Annotated in this window: 15 protein-coding genes; 12 read left to right on the top strand and 3 right to left on the bottom strand. The window is 71.8% G+C overall.

The annotated features are described in order from the left end of the window. Positions 1–76: 76 nt before the first annotated feature. Complete coding sequence (locus IE251_RS22740) at positions 77–1,306, bottom strand: DUF349 domain-containing protein (RefSeq protein WP_189754864.1); 1,230 nt, start codon at positions 1,304–1,306, stop codon at positions 77–79. A 190-nt stretch (positions 1,307–1,496) separates the two neighbouring features. Further along, positions 1,497–2,321 carry a peptidylprolyl isomerase gene (locus tag IE251_RS22735; protein ID WP_189754863.1) on the bottom strand — a complete coding sequence of 275 codons (825 nt, stop codon included), beginning with the start codon at positions 2,319–2,321 and terminating at the stop codon, positions 1,497–1,499. Between the two features lie 170 nt (positions 2,322–2,491). Between IE251_RS22735 and IE251_RS22730 the strand changes: the two genes are divergently transcribed. The 5 genes from IE251_RS22730 to rpsD all read left to right on the top strand — a co-directional run bounded on the left by IE251_RS22730 (position 2,492) and on the right by rpsD (position 7,654). After that, on the top strand, positions 2,492–3,199 hold the full coding sequence (locus IE251_RS22730) for an MBL fold metallo-hydrolase (RefSeq protein WP_189754862.1): 708 nt from the start codon (positions 2,492–2,494) through the stop codon (positions 3,197–3,199). 13 nt (positions 3,200–3,212) lie between these two features. Further along, complete coding sequence (gene hisS / locus IE251_RS22725; RefSeq protein WP_189754861.1) at positions 3,213–4,475, top strand: histidine--tRNA ligase; 1,263 nt, start codon at positions 3,213–3,215, stop codon at positions 4,473–4,475. A 204-nt stretch (positions 4,476–4,679) separates the two neighbouring features. Then, complete coding sequence (locus IE251_RS22720) at positions 4,680–5,336, top strand: vitamin K epoxide reductase family protein (protein ID WP_189754860.1); 657 nt, start codon at positions 4,680–4,682, stop codon at positions 5,334–5,336. Positions 5,337–5,379: 43 nt separating this feature from the next. After that, positions 5,380–6,735 carry a replication-associated recombination protein A gene (locus IE251_RS22715; RefSeq protein ID WP_030613857.1) on the top strand — a complete coding sequence of 452 codons (1,356 nt, stop codon included), beginning with the start codon at positions 5,380–5,382 and terminating at the stop codon, positions 6,733–6,735. Between the two features lie 304 nt (positions 6,736–7,039). Further along, on the top strand, positions 7,040–7,654 hold the full coding sequence (gene rpsD, locus IE251_RS22710; protein WP_020938857.1) for a 30S ribosomal protein S4: 615 nt from the start codon (positions 7,040–7,042) through the stop codon (positions 7,652–7,654). Between the two features lie 20 nt (positions 7,655–7,674). Here rpsD and IE251_RS22705 read toward each other — a convergent pair whose 3' ends face one another. Then, positions 7,675–9,846 carry an ATP-binding protein gene (locus IE251_RS22705; RefSeq protein ID WP_189754859.1) on the bottom strand — a complete coding sequence of 724 codons (2,172 nt, stop codon included), beginning with the start codon at positions 9,844–9,846 and terminating at the stop codon, positions 7,675–7,677. 153 nt (positions 9,847–9,999) lie between these two features. On the opposite strand from IE251_RS22705, the gene IE251_RS22700 reads away from it, so the two are divergent. The 7 genes from IE251_RS22700 to IE251_RS22670 form a co-directional block, all read left to right on the top strand. After that, positions 10,000–10,437, top strand: coding sequence for a DUF948 domain-containing protein (locus tag IE251_RS22700; protein WP_189754858.1), 438 nt, complete (start codon positions 10,000–10,002; stop codon positions 10,435–10,437). Between the two features lie 15 nt (positions 10,438–10,452). Continuing rightward, on the top strand, positions 10,453–10,812 hold the full coding sequence (locus tag IE251_RS22695; protein ID WP_030780949.1) for a hypothetical protein: 360 nt from the start codon (positions 10,453–10,455) through the stop codon (positions 10,810–10,812). Next, a complete protein-coding gene (alaS, locus tag IE251_RS22690) occupies positions 10,812–13,484 on the top strand; it encodes an alanine--tRNA ligase (protein ID WP_189754857.1) in 2,673 nt (890 codons plus the stop codon). The genes IE251_RS22695 and alaS overlap by 1 nt, the downstream gene beginning before the upstream one ends. A gap of 15 nt (positions 13,485–13,499) precedes the next feature. Next, the gene (ruvX, locus tag IE251_RS22685) at positions 13,500–13,964 is read left to right on the top strand and encodes a Holliday junction resolvase RuvX (RefSeq protein ID WP_189754856.1); all 465 of its coding nucleotides are present in this window, start codon (positions 13,500–13,502) and stop codon (positions 13,962–13,964) included. A 122-nt stretch (positions 13,965–14,086) separates the two neighbouring features. After that, complete coding sequence (gene mltG, locus IE251_RS22680) at positions 14,087–15,739, top strand: endolytic transglycosylase MltG (RefSeq protein WP_189754855.1); 1,653 nt, start codon at positions 14,087–14,089, stop codon at positions 15,737–15,739. Then, on the top strand, positions 15,720–16,559 hold the full coding sequence (locus tag IE251_RS22675; RefSeq protein WP_189754854.1) for a shikimate dehydrogenase: 840 nt from the start codon (positions 15,720–15,722) through the stop codon (positions 16,557–16,559). Before mltG ends, IE251_RS22675 begins: the two co-directional genes overlap by 20 nt. A gap of 162 nt (positions 16,560–16,721) precedes the next feature. Beyond that, on the top strand, positions 16,722–16,882 hold a 161-nt coding region (locus tag IE251_RS22670), incomplete at its 3' end, for a chorismate synthase (RefSeq protein ID WP_157855558.1).

Genomic DNA, 16,882 nt, shown 5'->3' with positions numbered 1-16,882 from the left:
CCCCGGGCGGACCCTCCGGGACGCGAAAGGGCCCCGTACGCGCGTACGGGGCCCTTTCAGTCCTGCGGTGAGGGGTTCAGCCGCCGAACTCCTGCAGGCCCTTCAGGGCCTGGTCCAGGAGCGCCTGACGTCCCTCCAGCTCCTTCTGCAGCTTGTCGGCCTTGGCGTTGTTGCCCTGGGCCCGCGCCTGGTCGATCTGCGCCCGCAGCTTGTCCACGGCGGCCTGGAGCTGACCGGTCAGACCCTCGGCACGCGCGCGTGCCTCCGGGTTGGTCCGGCGCCACTCGGCCTCCTCGGCCTCCTGGATCGCCCGCTCCACCGCGTGCATCCGGCCCTCGACCTTCGGCCGGGCGTCCCGCGGGACGTGACCGATGGCCTCCCAGCGCTCGTTGATCGAGCGGAAGGCGGCCCGCGCGGCCTTCAGGTCGGTGACCGGCAGGAGCTTCTCGGCCTCCTCGGCCAGCTCCTCCTTCAGCTTCAGGTTCTCCGACTGCTCGGCGTCCCGCTCGGCGAACACCGAGCTGCGGGCGGCGAAGAACACGTCCTGGGCGCCGCGGAAGCGGTTCCACAGGTCGTCCTCGTGCTCGCGCTGGGCGCGGCCCGCGGCCTTCCACTCCGCCATCAGCTCGCGGTACCGGGCGGCCGTCGGACCCCAGTCCGTCGACCCGGACAGCGCCTCGGCCTCGGCGACCAGCCGCTCCTTGACCCGCCGGGCCTCCTCGCGCTGTGCGTCCAGCTGCGCGAAGTGCGCCTTGCGCCGCTTGGAGAACGCCGACCGGGCGTGCGAGAAGCGGTGCCACAGCTCGTCGTCGGACTTGCGGTCCAGCCGCGGCAGCCCCTTCCAGGTGTCCACCAGCGCCCGCAGCCGCTCACCGGCGGCCCGCCACTGGTCGGACTGCGCCAGCCGCTCCGCCTCGGCGACCAGGTCCTCCTTGGCCTTGCGGGCCTCGTCGGACTGTTTGGCCCGCTGCGCCTTGCGCTCCTCGCGGCGCGCCTCGACGGTCGCGACCAGCTTGTCCAGCCGCTCGCGCAGCGCGTCCAGATCACCGACCGCGTGGTGCGCGTCCACCTGCTCGCGCAGATGGCCGATGGCGGCCTGGGCGTCCTTCGCCGACAGGTCGGTGGTCCGCACGCGCTTCTCGAGGAGGCCGATCTCGACAACCAGGCCCTCGTACTTGCGCTCGAAGTAGGCCAGCGCCTCCTCGGGGGAGCCAGCCTGCCAGGAACCGACGACCTTCTCGCCGTCGGCCGTACGCACGTACACGGTCCCCGTCTCGTCGACGCGGCCCCACGGGTCGCTGCTCACAGCGCCTCCTCCACATGATGCCTGCGGGGGGCCGCAGCACCCCCGGGCATCGTCCACAGTTTCGTCACGGCCAACATAGGCGACCGGCGGGCGGCCTGTCCGCATCCAGCGCGACCGAAATTCCGCCGCCCGCCCCGTTGACCTTCGGTTCCGGGTGCCGGCCGGGGCCGGCGGGGTCCGGGCACGGGGGTCAGGACTTGGCGACCGTCGCCTTGTCGATCACGACCGTCGCGTTCGGCGCGCCGTCGCCGGCGCCCGTGTTCTCACCGGCCGCCGCGATCTTCTCCAGCACCTTCATGCCCGCCGCGTCGACCGTGCCGAACGGCGTGTAGCTGGGCGGCAGCTGGCTGTCCTTGTAGACGAGGAAGAACTGGCTGCCGCCGGTGTGCGCCTGCCCGGTGTTCGCCATCGCCACCGTGCCCGCCGGGTAGGTGCTGTTCTTCAGGCTCTTGTCCTTGAGGTTCTCGTCCGGGAGCGTGTAGCCGGGACCGCCCGCGCCGGTGCCCTGCGGGTCACCGCACTGCAGGACGTAGATGCCCTGGGTGGTGAGCCGGTGGCACTTGGTGTGGTCGAAGTAGCCCTTGCCGGCGAGGAAGTCGAACGAGTTCACCGTGTGCGGCGCCGCCGACGTCTTCAGCGCGACGCCGATGTCCCCGCACGTCGTCGCGAGCTTCAGCGTGTACTTCGCCGACGTGTCGATCGTCATCGCCGGCTCCTTCTTCCAGCTCAGCTTCTTGACCGAGCCGGCCGCCGGCTTCTCGCAGGGGTCCGGTGCCTTGCTGGTCGGCGCGGCGCTCGGCGTGGCATCGCCGCTCGCGCTCGTCGTCTTCTTGTCGTCGTCCTTGAGGACGCCCGTCGTGTACAGGGCGACACTGCCGATCACGACCACGCCCAGGACCGACGCGATCACGGAGTTGCGCAGGCGGGCCTTGCGCCGCGCCTCGGTGCGCCGCTGCTGCTGCCGCAAGAACTTCTCCCGGGCGAGCTGACGCCGCCGCTGCTCCTGGCTGACCACCGGGTTCTCTCCTCATGCGTGTCGTGTGTCGGGCGGCACGCGTGCGTCCTCGTGCTCCGACCGCTGCGTGTAGCCCCGTACCGTATATGGGTTCGCTGAGGAAACGGCAGCGCCGGTAGGCTCTGGGAGCAGCTGAAGCCGCCTGCAACCGACACAAACGAAGGACGATCGTGCTCATTGCCGGGTTCCCCGCCGGGGCCTGGGGGACGAACTGTTATCTCGTCGCCCCCGCCGCCGGTGAGGAGTGCGTGATCATCGACCCCGGCCACCAGGCCGCCGAAGGCGTCGAGGAAACGCTGAGGAAGCATCGGCTCAAGCCCGTCGCCGTCGTCCTCACCCACGGCCACATCGACCACGTCGCCTCGGTCGTCCCCGTCTGCGGCGCGCACGAGGTACCGGCCTGGATCCACCCCGAGGACCGGTACATGATGAGCGACCCGGAGAAGGCGCTGGGCCGTTCCATCGGCATGCCGCTCATGGGCGAGCTGACCGTGGGGGAGCCGGACGACGTCCGGGAGCTGACGGACGGCACGGCCCTGGAACTGGCCGGACTCACGTTCTCCGTCGCGCACGCGCCGGGCCATACCAAGGGGTCGGTGACCTTCCGGATGCCCGAGAGCGCCGACGTCCCGTCGGTGTTCTTCTCCGGGGATCTGCTGTTCGCCGGCTCCATCGGACGCACCGATCTGCCGGGCGGATCCATGGAGGACATGCTCGAGTCGCTGGCCCGCGTGTGCCTGCCGCTCGACGACTCCACCGTGGTGCTGTCCGGCCACGGCCCCCAGACGACCATCGGCCAGGAGCGCGCCACCAACCCCTATCTGCGGCAGGTGGCCGCCGGCCCGGGAAGCGCGGACGCTCCCCGACGAGGAATGTGACGAGAGACCTACGTTGAGCACTTTTCAGGCCCCCAAGGGAACCTACGACCTGATCCCGCCGGACTCGGCCGCCTACCTGGCGGTCCGCGAGGCCATCGCCGCCCCGCTGCGCGACTCCGGCTACGGCTACATCGAGACCCCCGGCTTCGAGAACGTCGAACTGTTCGCGCGCGGTGTCGGCGAGTCCACCGACATCGTGACCAAGGAGATGTACGCCTTCGAGACCAAGGGCGGCGACAAGCTCGCCCTGCGCCCCGAGGGCACCGCGTCCGTGCTGCGGGCGGCCCTGGAGGCCAACCTGCACAAGACGGGCAACCTCCCGGTCAAGCTCTGGTACTCCGGCTCCTACTACCGCTACGAGCGCCCCCAGAAGGGCCGCTACCGCCACTTCTCCCAGGTGGGCGCGGAGGCGATCGGCGCGGAGGACCCGGCGCTGGACGCCGAGCTGATCATCCTGGCCGACCAGGCGTACCGCTCGCTGGGCCTGAGGAACTTCCGCATCCTGCTGAACAGCCTGGGCGACAAGGAGTGCCGTCCGGTGTACCGGGCCGCGCTGCAGGACTTCCTGCGCGGCCTGGACCTCGACGAGGAAACCCGCCGGCGCATCGACATCAACCCGCTGCGGGTCCTGGACGACAAGCGCGAGTCGGTCCAGAAGCAGCTCGCCGGCGCCCCGCTGCTGCGCGACTACCTGTGCGACGCGTGCAAGGCGTACCACGAGGAGGTCCGCGAGCTGATCACCGCCGCGGGCGTCTCCTTCGAGGACGACCCCAGGCTGGTGCGCGGCCTGGACTACTACACCCGCACCACCTTCGAGTTCGTGCACGACGGTCTGGGCGCGCAGTCCGCGGTGGGCGGCGGCGGCCGGTACGACGGCCTGTCCGAGATGATCGGCGGCCCCGCGCTGCCGTCCGTCGGCTGGGCCCTGGGCGTCGACCGCACGGTCCTCGCGCTCCAGGCCGAGGGCGTGCGGCTGGACCTGCCGGCCTCGACGTCCGTGTACGCCGTCCCGCTCGGCGAGGAGGCCCGCCGGGTGCTGTTCGCCAAGGTCACCGAGTTGCGCAAGGTGGGCATCGCGGCCGACTTCGCCTACGGCGGCAAGGGGCTGAAGGGCGCGATGAAGAACGCCAACCGCTCCGGCGCCCGCTACGCGATCGTCGCCGGCGAGCGCGACCTGGCCGAGGGCGTCGTCCAGCTCAAGGACATGGAGTCCGGCGAGCAGACCGCGATCGGCGTCAACGAGATCGTGGCGGAACTGGAGTCCCGGCTCGGCTAGCCGCACGCGCGCGTGGGCGCCGGACACCCCCGAGGGGGCGTCCGGCGCCCTTGTCGTGGGTGGGCCGGCCGCTGTCCGGAACCCGGCGGGGGCAGCGGTCGTACGTAGATCCTTATGCGCAACGAACGGTGCGCACACAGGCGCGTGCGGCACAATGACCCGTGCCCGAAGATGGTCCGACCCTCGAGTGACGGAATCGGCGTGATGAGCAAGACGACAGTGAACGACGTCTCCGCGGAGCCCGGTCCGGAGCGCGCCGCCGACACCCCGCGCGCGGCCGGCGGCAGCCGTGCCCTCGCCATCCTGCTGGTGATCACCGGCGCGGCCGGACTGCTGGCCGCGTGGGTCATCACGATCGACAAGTTCAAGCTCCTCGAGGCCAAGGTCGCGGGCAAGACCTTCACCCCCGGGTGCAGCCTCAACCCGGTGGTCTCCTGCGGCAGCGTCATGGAGAGCAAGCAGGCCGCCGCCTTCGGCTTCCCCAACCCGATGCTCGGGCTGGTCGCCTACGGCATCGTCATCTGCGTCGGCATGAGCCTGCTGGCCCGCGCCCGGTTCCCGCGCTGGTACTGGCTCACGTTCAACTTCGGCACCCTGTTCGGCGTGGGCTTCTGCACCTGGCTGCAGTTCCAGTCCCTGTACCGGATCAACGCCCTGTGCCTGTGGTGCTCGCTGGCCTGGGTCGCCACGATCACCATGTTCTGGTACGTCACCTCGTTCAACGTCCGCAACGCCTTCCTCCCGGCCCCGCGCTGGCTGCGGTCCTTCTTCGGCGAGTTCACCTGGGTCGTGCCGGTCGCGCACATCGGCATCATCGGCATGCTGGTGCTGACCCGCTGGTGGGAGTTCTGGACCAGCTGACGGCCCCGACCGGATTGTCAGTGCGGTGCTCTAGGGTTTCAGCGTGGAACCCGACCTGTTCACCGCCGCAGCAGAAGAACGCCAGGAGAAGGACCCGGCGGGCAGCCCCCTGGCGGTGCGCATGCGCCCGCGCTCGCTCGACGAGGTCGTGGGCCAGCAGCACCTGCTGGCGCCCGGCTCCCCCCTGCGCCGCCTGGTCGGCGAGGGCTCCGGCGGGCCCGCCGGTCCGTCCTCGGTGATCCTCTGGGGCCCGCCCGGCACCGGCAAGACCACCCTGGCGTACGTGGTGTCCAAGGCGACCGACAAGCGGTTCGTGGAGCTGTCCGCGATCACCGCGGGCGTCAAGGAGGTCCGCGCGGTCATCGACGGCGCCCGCCGCGCCACCGGCGGCTACGGCAAGGAGACCGTCCTCTTCCTGGACGAGATCCACCGCTTCAGCAAGGCCCAGCAGGACTCCCTGCTGCCGGCCGTGGAGAACCGCTGGGTGACCCTGATCGCGGCCACCACGGAGAACCCCTACTTCTCGGTGATCTCCCCGCTGCTCTCCCGCTCCCTGCTGCTCACCCTCGAACCCCTCACCGACGACGACATCCGCGGCCTGCTGCGGCGCGCCCTCGCCGACGAACGCGGCCTGAAGAACGCCGTCACGCTCCCCGAGGAGACCGAGGAGCACCTGCTGCGGATCGCCGGCGGCGACGCCCGGCGTGCCCTGACCGCCCTGGAGGCCGCCGCCGGAGCCGCCCTCGACCAGGGCGAGAGCGAGATCGGCCTGCGGACGCTGGAGCAGACCGTCGACCGCGCCGCCGTGAAGTACGACCGCGACGGCGACCAGCACTACGACGTCGCCAGCGCCCTCATCAAGTCCATCCGCGGCTCCGACGTCGACGCGGCCCTGCACTACCTGGCCCGCATGATCGAGGCCGGCGAGGACCCCCGGTTCATCGCCCGCCGGCTGATGATCTCCGCCAGCGAGGACATCGGCCTCGCCGACCCCACCGCGCTGCCGATCGCGGTCGCCGCCGCCCAGGCCGTCGCCATGATCGGCTTCCCGGAGGCCGCCCTCACCCTCAGCCACGCCACCATCGCCCTTGCCCTCGCACCCAAGTCCAACTCCGCGACCACCGCGATCGCCGCCGCCCTGGACGACGTGCGCAAGGGCCTGGCCGGCCCGGTCCCCCCGCATCTGCGCGACGGGCACTACAAGGGCGCCGCCAAGCTCGGCCACGCCCAGGGGTACGTGTACCCGCACGACCTGCCGGAGGGCATCGCCGAACAGCAGTACGCCCCGGACGCCCTGAAGGACCGCGAGTACTACACCCCCGGTCGGCACGGCGCCGAGGCCAGGTACGCGGACGCCGTCGAGTGGACCCGCAGACACCTCGGTCGCAAGCGGTCCTGAGCAGCCTGTAGACTGCTGCGAAGTGCCGAGTTCCGTGCTGTCAGAGCGGGACAACCGGCCGGAGACCCGGTTCCCCGCGGACCGGCTCCAGGAGCGTCGCGCACCGTCGAACGGTGTCGCGGGCAGCCCACCACCCCCCGTGAGATCCCGGGACGGTCGGTGGGCCACTCGCGTGCTGCACGTATGTGCCCAGACCAGGGAAGCGGCTGCCCGGCAGGTCCCGCGCGGACCCGACGGGTTTTCCCGGCTGCGGATGCGACCTCCCTAAACCCTGACGAGCCGGAATCTAGGAAATGAGATAACTGTGGCGAACCAGTCCCGCCCCAAGGTCAAGAAGTCGCGTGCCCTCGGCATCGCGCTGACCCCGAAGGCCGTCAAGTACTTCGAGGCCCGCCCCTACCCGCCGGGCGAGCACGGCCGCGGCCGCAAGCAGAACTCGGACTACAAGGTCCGTCTGCTGGAGAAGCAGCGCCTGCGCGCTCAGTACGACATCTCCGAGCGCCAGCTGGTGCGCGCCTACGAGCGTGCCTCCAAGGTCCAGGGCAAGACCGGTGAGGCCCTGATCGTGGAGCTGGAGCGCCGCCTCGACGCGCTGGTCCTGCGTTCGGGCATCGCCCGCACGATCTACCAGGCCCGCCAGATGGTCGTCCACGGCCACATCCAGGTCAACGGCCAGAAGGTCGACAAGCCGTCCTTCCGTGTCCGCCCGGACGACGTCGTGCAGGTCCGCGACCGCTCCAAGGACAAGACGCTGTTCCAGATCGCCCGTGAGGGTGGCTTCGCCCCCGACGGCGAGACCCCGCGCTACCTCCAGGTGAACCTCAAGGCCCTGGCGTTCCGCCTGGACCGCGAGCCGAACCGCAAGGAGATCCCGGTGATCTGCGACGAGCAGCTCGTCGTCGAGTACTACGCCCGCTGACCCAGGTCACGGCGTACGCCTCAGCCCGCCGTCTCCCCGCCCTTCCGGGTGGGCGAGGCGGCGGGTTCGCGCTGTCCGGGGCCGGTGTCCGTGACCGGGCCGCGCGGCGCCGGCAGGGCGCCCAACGCCCCCGGCCTCCGCTGCCGCAGCGCCCGGGCCACCGCCGCCTCCCGGTCCAGCCCGGCCCCCGCCCGCACGCACTCGGCGTACCGCGCGTCGCCGAGCGCCCGCCGCGCGGCGGCCTCGCACCGCTCGTGCGGCGCGTTGTAGTACGCCGAACCGAACAGCGGCAGCCCCACCGAGGGCCACAGCCGCCCGGCGGCGCCCTGGAGCACCGCCGCCTCCACCGGATCGCCCTGCGCCACCGTCACCAGCGCCAGCAGCTCGAGGACGAGCACCGAGCCCAGCAGATCCCGGAACGCGTGCGCGTCGGCCAGCGCGTGCGCGAGCAGCTCCCGCGCGCCGGCCGGGTCCCCGTCGCACCAGGCCGCGTACGCCAGCACGTACAGCGCGTACGAACGCGCCCAGCGCTCCCCGCGGTCCTCGCAGACCCGGCGCACCTCCTCGCACATGCGCACCGCGCCCGGCAGGTCGCCCTGGAACGCCCGGGCCATCGCCAGCTCCACCCGGCCCATCAGGACGTTGCTGTTCAGCTCGCCGATCGCCCGGTAGCGCTCCAGCGCCGAGCGCAGCAGCGTTTCCGCACCGGCCATGTCGTCCGTGACCAGGGCCAGACAGCCGGTGCGGTGCTCGGCGTACGCCACCGCCGCCGCGTCGCCCGCCCGCTCCGCCCGCTCGCGGCAGGTCCGCAGCGCGCGCAGCGCCGGCCCGGTGTCGCCCTGGAGGACCGCCACGTAGCCCAGCACCCACAGCGCCTTCAGCCGGGCCCGCTCGTGCCCCGACTCCGGCTCCAGGGTGCGCTCCAGCCAGCGCCGTCCCTCCGACAGCCGCCCGCAGCCCACCCAGCAGAACCACAGGGAGCCCGCCAGGTGCTGGCCGAGGTGCGCCTCGTCCGGCTCGGCCAGGCAGCACTCCAGCGCGGCCCGCAGATTCGGCAGCTCCACGTCCACGCGCGCGGCCACCTCCCGCTGCCGGGGCGTGAACCACTCCAGCTCGCACCAGGCCGCCAGGCCCAGGTACCAGTCCCGGTGCCGTCTGCGCAGCCGGTCCGCGTCCCCGGCCGCCGCCAGCCACTCGGCGCCGTACTCCCGGACCGTGTCCAGCATCCGGTAGCGCGGGCCCGCCGGGGTCTCCTCACGGGCGACGACCGACTGGGCCAGCAGCTCCGACAGCACGTCCAGCACGTCCTCTGCGGGCAGCCCCGCCCCGCCGCACACGTACTCGGCCGCCTCCAGGTCGAAGGAGCCCGCGAACACCGACAGCCGCGCCCACAGCAGCCGTTCGGCCGGGGTGCACAGCTCGTGGCTCCAGCCGATCGCGGTGCGCAGCGTCCGGTGCCGGGGCAGCGCGTCCCGGGCGCCGCCGGTCAGCAGCCGGAACCGGTCGCCGAGGCGGTGCAGCAGCTGCGCCGGGGACAGCGCGCGCAGCCGTCCGGCCGCCAGCTCCAGCGCCAGCGGGATCCCCTCCAGCCGCCGGCACAGCTCCCGGACCTCGGGGCCGTCGGCCACCGGCACCCCGTGCGCCCGGGCCCGGTCGGTGAACAGCTCCACCGCCTCCTCGGGGCCGAGCGGCGCCAGCGGGAACAGCCGCTCGCCCGCCAGGCCCAGCGGGCGCCGGCCCACGGCCAGCACCCGCAGCCCGGGCAGCCCGCGCAGCAGCCGGGCCACCAGCCGGGCACACGCCTCCGCCAGATGCTCGAACCCGTCCAGCACCAGCAGCATCCGCCGGTCCGCCAACTGCGCCAGCAGCGTCTCGCGGGGCAGCCGGGTGGTGTGGTCGGTCAGCCCCAGCGCCTCCACGACCGCGTACTCCACGAACTGCGGATCGCGCACCTCGGCCAGTTCCACCCGGCCCCAGCCCGCACCGCCCGGCTCACCGGCCGCCCACCGCGCCGCCGCCCGCACCGCCAGCCGGGACTTGCCCACCCCGCCCGCCCCGGTGACGGTCACCAGCCGGGCCCGGCCGAGGGCCGCCGTCAGCTCGGCCAGCTCCGCCGAGCGCCCGACGAAAGCGGTCAGTTCCAGGGGCGGGGCGCCGCCCGTCCAGGGGCCGGGAGCGTGAGGATCTCGCATGGGACACGGAGCGTACTGAACCGTGTTCACTGCGTACAATCACCCGGCGCGAGCGCGCCCGCGGCGGCGGGGAATCCGGTACGGACCCGGGGCCCCGGCGCGATAGGCTCGGGACACGACTTTTCCGATGCTCAGGCACGTTTCAGGGAGCGGGTGCGCACAGTGTCCGGTACAGAGGTGGCCGGGATCCTGGTGGCCGTCTTCTGGGCGATCCTGGTCTCCTTCCTCGCGGTCGCGCTGGCGAGGCTGGCCCAGACGCTCAAGGCGACCACCAAGCTCGTCGCGGACGTGACCGACCAGGCCGTCCCGCTGCTCGCCGACGCCTCCCAGGCGGTGCGCTCCGCGCAGACCCAGATCGACCGGGTCGACGCGATCGCCTCCGACGTCCAGGAGGTCGCCTCCAACGCCTCCGCGCTGTCGACCACCGTCGCCTCCACCTTCGGCGGCCCGCTGGTCAAGGTCGCGGCCTTCGGCTACGGCGTCCGCCGGGCGCTCGGCGGCCGCAAGGGGGAGGACGTGCCCGCCAAGTCGGCCCGGCGTACCGTGATCGTGGGCCGGACGGTCCCCGCCGCACGACGCAAGCGGAAGTAAGGACGAGACCGAGCGATGTTCCGCCGTACGTTCTGGTTCTCCACCGGTGTCGCCGCCGGTGTGTGGGCCACCACCAAGGTCAACCGCAAGATCAGGCAGCTGACCCCGGAGAGCCTGGCCGCCACCGCGGCGAACAAGGCCCTGGAGACCGGTCAGCGCCTGAAGGACCGCGCGGTCGGCTTCGCGTTCGACGTCCGCGACAACATGGCCCGGCGGGAGGCCGAGCTGGAGGAGGCCCTCGGCATCCACGAGGACCCCGAGCTCCCCGCGCCCCGGCGGTACACCGCCATCGAGAACCACCACAGCGACAACCGCAGCACACCGAAGTACATCGAAGCCCCGATGTACTCGTACAACCGGAATGAGGACCACTGATGGAGTCGGCCGAGATTCGCCGCCGCTGGCTGAGCTTCTTCGAGGAGCGCGGGCACACCGTCGTCCCTTCGGCGTCGCTCATCGCGGACGACCCGACTCTGCTCCTCGTCCCCGCCGGCATGGTGCCCTTCAAGCCCTACTTCCTGGGTGAGGTCAAGCCGCCGTTCCCGCGCGCCACCAGCGTGCAGAAGTGCGTGCGCACGCCCGACATCGAAGAGGTCGGCAAGACCACGCGGCACGGCACGTTCTTCCAGATGTGCGGCAACTTCTCCTTCGGCGACTACTTCAAGGAAGGCGCCATCAAGCTCGCCTGGGAGCTGCTCACCTCGCCCCAGGACAAGGGCGGTTACGGCCTCGACCCCGAGCGCCTGTGGATCACCGTCTACAAGGACGACGACGAGGCGGAGCGGATCTGGCACGAGGTCGTCGGCGTGCCGAAGGAGCGCATCCAGCGCCTGGGCATGAAGGACAACTACTGGTCCATGGGCGTGCCCGGCCCGTGCGGCCCCTGCTCCGAGATCAACTACGACCGCGGCCCCGAGTTCGGCGCCGAGGGCGGCCCCGCCGTCAACGACGAGCGGTACGTCGAGATCTGGAACCTCGTCTTCATGCAGTACGAGCGGGGCGAGGGCATCGGCAAGGACAACTTCGAGATCCTCGGGGACCTGCCGAGCAAGAACATCGACACGGGCCTCGGCCTGGAGCGGCTCGCCATGATTCTGCAGGGCGTGCGGAACATGTACGAGATCGACACCTCCATGGCCGTCATCGACAAGGCCACCGAGCTGACCGGCGTGCGCTACGGCGACGCCCACGACTCGGACGTGTCCCTGCGCGTGGTCACCGACCACATGCGCACCGCCACCATGCTCATCGGCGACGGCGTCACCCCCGGCAACGAGGGCCGCGGCTACGTCCTGCGCCGCATCATGCGCCGCGCCATCCGCAACATGCGGCTGCTCGGCGCCACCGGTCCGGTCGTCAAGGAACTGATCGACACCGTGATCGGCATGATGGGGCAGCAGTACCCCGAGCTGATCACCGACCGCGAGCGCATCGAGAAGGTCGCCCTCGCCGAGGAGAACGCCTTCCTCAAGACGCTGAAGGCCGGCACCAACATCCTGGACACCGCCGTCTCCGAGACCAAGGCCTCCGGCGGCACCGTCCTCTCCGGCGACAAGGCGTTCCTGCTCCACGACACCTGGGGCTTCCCGATCGACCTCACCCTCGAGATGGCCGCCGAGCAGGGCCTGTCCGTGGACGAGGAGGGCTTCCGCCGCCTGATGAAGGAGCAGCGGGAGCGCGCCAAGGCCGACGCCCAGGCCAAGAAGACCGGCCACGCCGACCTGGGCGCCTACCGCGAGATCGCCGACAGCGCCGGCGAGACCGACTTCATCGGCTACACCGACACCGAGGGCGAGTCCACCATCGTCGGCATCCTGGTCGACGGCGCCTCCTCCCCGGCCGCCACCGAGGGCGACGAGGTCGAGATCGTCCTGGACCGCACCCCGTTCTACGCCGAGGGCGGCGGCCAGATCGGCGACACCGGCCGCATCAAGGTGGACACCGGTGCCGTCATCGAGGTCCGCGACTGCCAGAAGCCGGTCCCGGGCGTGTACGTCCACAAGGGCGTCGTCCAGGTCGGCGAGGTGACCGTCGGCGCCAAGGCCCACGCCTCGATCGACGCCCGTCGCCGCACGGCCATCGCCCGCGCCCACTCGGCCACCCACCTCACCCACCAGGCCCTGCGCGACGCCCTCGGCCCGACGGCCGCCCAGGCCGGTTCGGAGAACCAGCCCGGCCGGTTCCGCTTCGACTTCGGCTCCCCGTCCGCCGTTCCGACGGCCGTGATGACCGACGTCGAGCAGAAGATCAACGAGGTGCTCGCCCGCGACCTGGACGTGCACGCCGAGGTCATGGGCATCGACGAGGCCAAGAAGCAGGGCGCCATCGCCGAGTTCGGCGAGAAGTACGGCGAGCGGGTGCGCGTCGTGACGATCGGCGACTTCTCCAAGGAGCTGTGCGGCGGCACGCACGTGCACAACACCGCCCAGCTGGGTCTGGTGAAGCTGCTCGGCGAGTCCTCCATCGGCTCCGGTGTGCGTCGTATCGAGGCCCTGGTCGGCGTGGACGCCTACAACTTCCTCGCCCGTGAGCACACGGTGGTCAACCAGCTGACCGAGCTGCTCAAGGGCCGCCCGGAGGAGCTGCCCGAGAAGGTCTCCGCCATGCTCGGCAAGCTGAAGGACGCCGAGAAGGAGATCGAGCGGTTCCGCGCCGAGAAGGTCCTCCAGGCCGCCGCCGGCCTCGCCGAGTCCGCCAAGGACGTCCGCGGTGTCGCCGTGGTCACCGGTCAGGTGCCGGACGGCACGACGCCCGACGACCTGCGCAAGCTGGTCCTGGACGTGCGCGGCCGGATCCAGGGCGGCCGGGCCGCCGTGGTGGCACTGTTCACCGTCAACAACGGCAAGCCGCTGACGGTCATCGCCACCAACGACGCCGCCCGCGACCGCGGCCTCAAGGCCGGTGACCTGGTCCGTACCGCCGCCAAGACCCTCGGCGGCGGCGGTGGCGGCAAGCCGGACGTGGCCCAGGGCGGCGGCCAGAACCCGGCCGCCGTCGGCGAGGCCGTCGAGGCCGTCGAGCGGCTCGTCGCCGAGACCGCCAAGTAGGGACGGCTCGAACAGATGCGCAGAGGACGTCGGCTCGCGATCGACGTCGGGGACGCCCGGATCGGGGTCGCCTCGTGCGACCCCGACGGGATCCTCGCCACCCCGGTGGAGACCGTCCCCGGCCGGGACATCCCCGCCGCCCACCGCCGCCTGTGTCAACTGGTGGAGGAGTACGACCCGATCGAGGTCGTCGTCGGCCTCCCTCGCTCCCTCAAGGGGGGCGAGGGCCCGGCCGCCGTCAAGGTCCGCGCCTTCGCGCAGGAACTGGCCAGGGGGGTCCGGCCGGTGCCGGTGCGCCTGGTGGACGAGCGGATGACGACCGTGACGGCCAGTCAGGGACTGCGCGCCTCCGGCGTGAAGTCCAAGAAGGGCCGTTCGGTCATCGACCAGGCGGCGGCCGTGATCATCCTGCAGCAGGCCCTGGAATCCGAACGGGTGTCAGGCAAACCACCCGGTGAGGGCGTCGAAGTGGTCATCTGATCGCGATACGGTAACGTTCCGCGCGATGCGCCGGTGTTCGAACAGCCGGGGCACAGCAAGAGGCGGAACGGGATCCGGCCGACGGGCCGCGGGACCGTAGGCCTCGCGGCTCTAGGGGATCGATGACTGAGTATGGCCGGGGCCAAGGCTCCGAACCGTGGAATCCGGAGGACCCGTTGTCCGGGGACGGCGGATGGGGCGGACAGCAGGCCCAGCAGGGCTCGCAGTCCCCGTACGGCGGCCGGCCGCAGCACTATCCGCAGGCGTCGGGGTACGGCGACTGGAGCCAGGGACAGCAGCCCGGATACGAGGGGCAGCAGCACCCGCACCACGACGGCCGGCCGTACGACCAGCAGCTCGCCGGGCACACCCAGCACCAGTTCCACCAGGGCGGCTGGGACGCGACCGGCACCCTCGGCCAGGCGCCCTACGCCGCCGACCCCGGTGATCCCTACGGCCAGCAGCCCGTCGCGTACGGCGGGGAGCAGCCCGACCTCTACGGCACCGAGGACGCCTACCCGCCGCCGGAGCCGCCCGGCCGCAGGCGGCCCGAGCCCGGCCCGGAGGCGGAGCCGGCCGAGGACGAGGAGCAGGCCCCGGCGGTGGCCGGCGGCGGCGCGGGCGACGACGGGGGGCATGAACTCGCGACCCGGCGGGAGCGGCGCGGCAAGGGCCGCAAGCCGGTCAAGAGCAAGAAGCGGCGTACCGGCTGCGCCTGCATGGTCGTCGTCCTCGTGTTCGGCGGCGGCCTCGGCGGAGTCGGGTATTTCGGGTACCAGTTCTACCAAAATCGTTTCGGCACGGCCCCGGACTACGCGGGCGACGGCACCGGCGAGACGGTCACCGTCGAGATCCCCAAGGGCGCGGGCGGCTGGGAGATCGGCCGCCGCCTGAAGGAGGCCGGGGTGGTCAAGAGCGCCGAGGCGTTCGTCCACGCCCAGACCAACACCCCGGGCGCCGACGGCATCCAGGCCGGCGCCTACCTCCTGAAGAAGGAGATGTCCGCCGGCAGCGCCGTCAAGCTGATGCTGGACCCGCGCAGCCAGAACAACGTCATCGTCACCCCCGGCGAGCGCAACTCGGGCGTCTACGCGGCCATCGACAAGAAGCTGGAACTGTCCTCGGGCACGACGAAGAAGGCCGCCGAGCAGAAGTACAAGGACTTCGGACTGCCGGCGTGGGCGCAGAACCACGCCGATCTCAAGGACCCGCTGGAGGGCTTCCTCTTCCCGGGCACCTATCCGGCCGCCAAGGGCATGAAGCCGGAGGTCATCCTCCAGCAGATGGTCAGCCAGGCCAAGCAGAAGTACGCCGCCTACGGCCTGAACGAGAAGGCCAGGGAATTCGACCTCGACAGCGCCTACCAGCTCGTCACGGTCGCGAGCCTGGTCCAGGCCGAGGGCAAGACCCACGACGACTTCCGCAAGATGGCCGAGGTGGTCTACAACCGCCTCAAGCCCGACAACACCGAGACCAACCGCAAGCTCCAGTTCGACTCGACCTACAACTACCTCCTCGGCAAGAGCAACATCCACATCTCCGAGGAGGAGATCAACAGCAACCCGAGCCCGTACAACACGTACAAGCACCCGGGGCTTCCGCCCGGCCCGATCGGCAACCCCGGCGAGGACGCGCTGAAGGCGATGCTGAACCCGACGCACGACGGCTGGGTCTACTTCGTGGCGACCGACGGTATGAGCAACACCGAGTTCGCCAAGACGTACGCGGAATTCCTCGAGCTCAAGGACAAGTTCAATGCCAACACGGGCAACTGACGGCCGTCGTGCCGCCGTGCTCGGCTCTCCGATCGCCCACTCCCTCTCCCCGGTGCTGCACCGGGCGGCGTACGAGGCGGCCGGGCTCACCGGCTGGTCGTACGACAGCTTCGACGTCGACGAGGCCGCGCTGCCCGGCTTCCTGGACCGGCTCGGGCCCGAGTGGGCCGGGCTGTCGCTGACCATGCCGCTGAAGCGGGCCGTCATCCCGCTGCTGGACGAGGTCAGCGACACCGCGGCCGCGGTCGACGCGGTCAACACGCTGATCCTCACCGAGGACGGACGCCGGCGCGGCGACAACACCGACATCCCGGGCATGGTGGCCGCCCTGCGCGAGCACGGCATCGAGGAGGTCGGCTCCGCCGCCGTCCTGGGCGCCGGTGCCACCGCCTCCTCCGCGCTCGCCGCGCTGGCCCGGATCTGCACCGGGGAGGTCGTCGCCTACGTCCGCAGCGAGGCCCGCGCCGCCGAGATGCGGCAGTGGGGGGAGCGGCTCGGCGTGGAGGTGCGCACCGCGGACTGGGCCGACGCCGCCGAGGCGCTGAGCGCCCCGCTGGTGATCGCCACCACGCCCGCCGGGACGACCGACGCGCTCGCCGCCGCCGTACCCGAACGCCCGGCCACCCTCTTCGACGTGCTCTACGACCCCTGGCCCACCGAACTGGCGGCCCGCTGGTCCATGTTCGGCGGCGCCGTGGTCGGCGGCCTCGACCTGCTGGTCCACCAGGCCGTGCTCCAGTTCGAGCAGATGACCGGGCAGGTCCCGGGCCCGCTGGACGCCATGCGGCAGGCCGGGGAGAAGGCGCTCGCCGGCCGCTGACGCTTCCGCGGGCGTCCGCGTGCTGGACCGGAGGCTGTCCGGCGCCCCGGGACGTGGGAGGATCGGAGGTGGCGTGCCGGGGTCGCGCACCCGGTGACGCCGTCGCCGTGCGCCACGACGCGCACGCCGGGCAGTACCGGGCGCGAGCACTGAGGAGCACCGTTGAGCAGGCTGCGTTGGCTGACCGCGGGGGAGTCCCACGGTCCCGCACTTGTCGCGACGCTGGAGGGTCTTCCCGCCGGCGTGCCGATCACCACGGAGATGGTGGCGGACCACCTGGCGCGGCGGCGGCTCGGCTATGGCCGTGGTGCGCGGATGAAGTT

This window comes from Streptomyces eurythermus (assembly GCF_014649115.1).
Taxonomy (GTDB): domain Bacteria; phylum Actinomycetota; class Actinomycetes; order Streptomycetales; family Streptomycetaceae; genus Streptomyces; species Streptomyces eurythermus.
This window is presented reverse-complemented; position numbering and strand designations above follow the sequence as displayed.

What these genes read in the sequence shown, in the direction of transcription:
- IE251_RS22720 (WP_189754860.1), top strand. Translation starts at nt 4,680, where the DNA reads ATGAGCAAGACGACAGTGAACGACGTCTCCGCGGAGCCCGGTCCGGAG.
- IE251_RS22705 (WP_189754859.1), bottom strand. Translation starts at nt 9,846, where the DNA reads ATGCGAGATCCTCACGCTCCCGGCCCCTGGACGGGCGGCGCCCCGCCC.
- IE251_RS22695 (WP_030780949.1), top strand. Translation starts at nt 10,453, where the DNA reads ATGTTCCGCCGTACGTTCTGGTTCTCCACCGGTGTCGCCGCCGGTGTG.
- alaS (WP_189754857.1), top strand. Translation starts at nt 10,812, where the DNA reads ATGGAGTCGGCCGAGATTCGCCGCCGCTGGCTGAGCTTCTTCGAGGAG.
- ruvX (WP_189754856.1), top strand. Translation starts at nt 13,500, where the DNA reads ATGCGCAGAGGACGTCGGCTCGCGATCGACGTCGGGGACGCCCGGATC.
- mltG (WP_189754855.1), top strand. Translation starts at nt 14,087, where the DNA reads ATGACTGAGTATGGCCGGGGCCAAGGCTCCGAACCGTGGAATCCGGAG.
- IE251_RS22675 (WP_189754854.1), top strand. Translation starts at nt 15,720, where the DNA reads ATGCCAACACGGGCAACTGACGGCCGTCGTGCCGCCGTGCTCGGCTCT.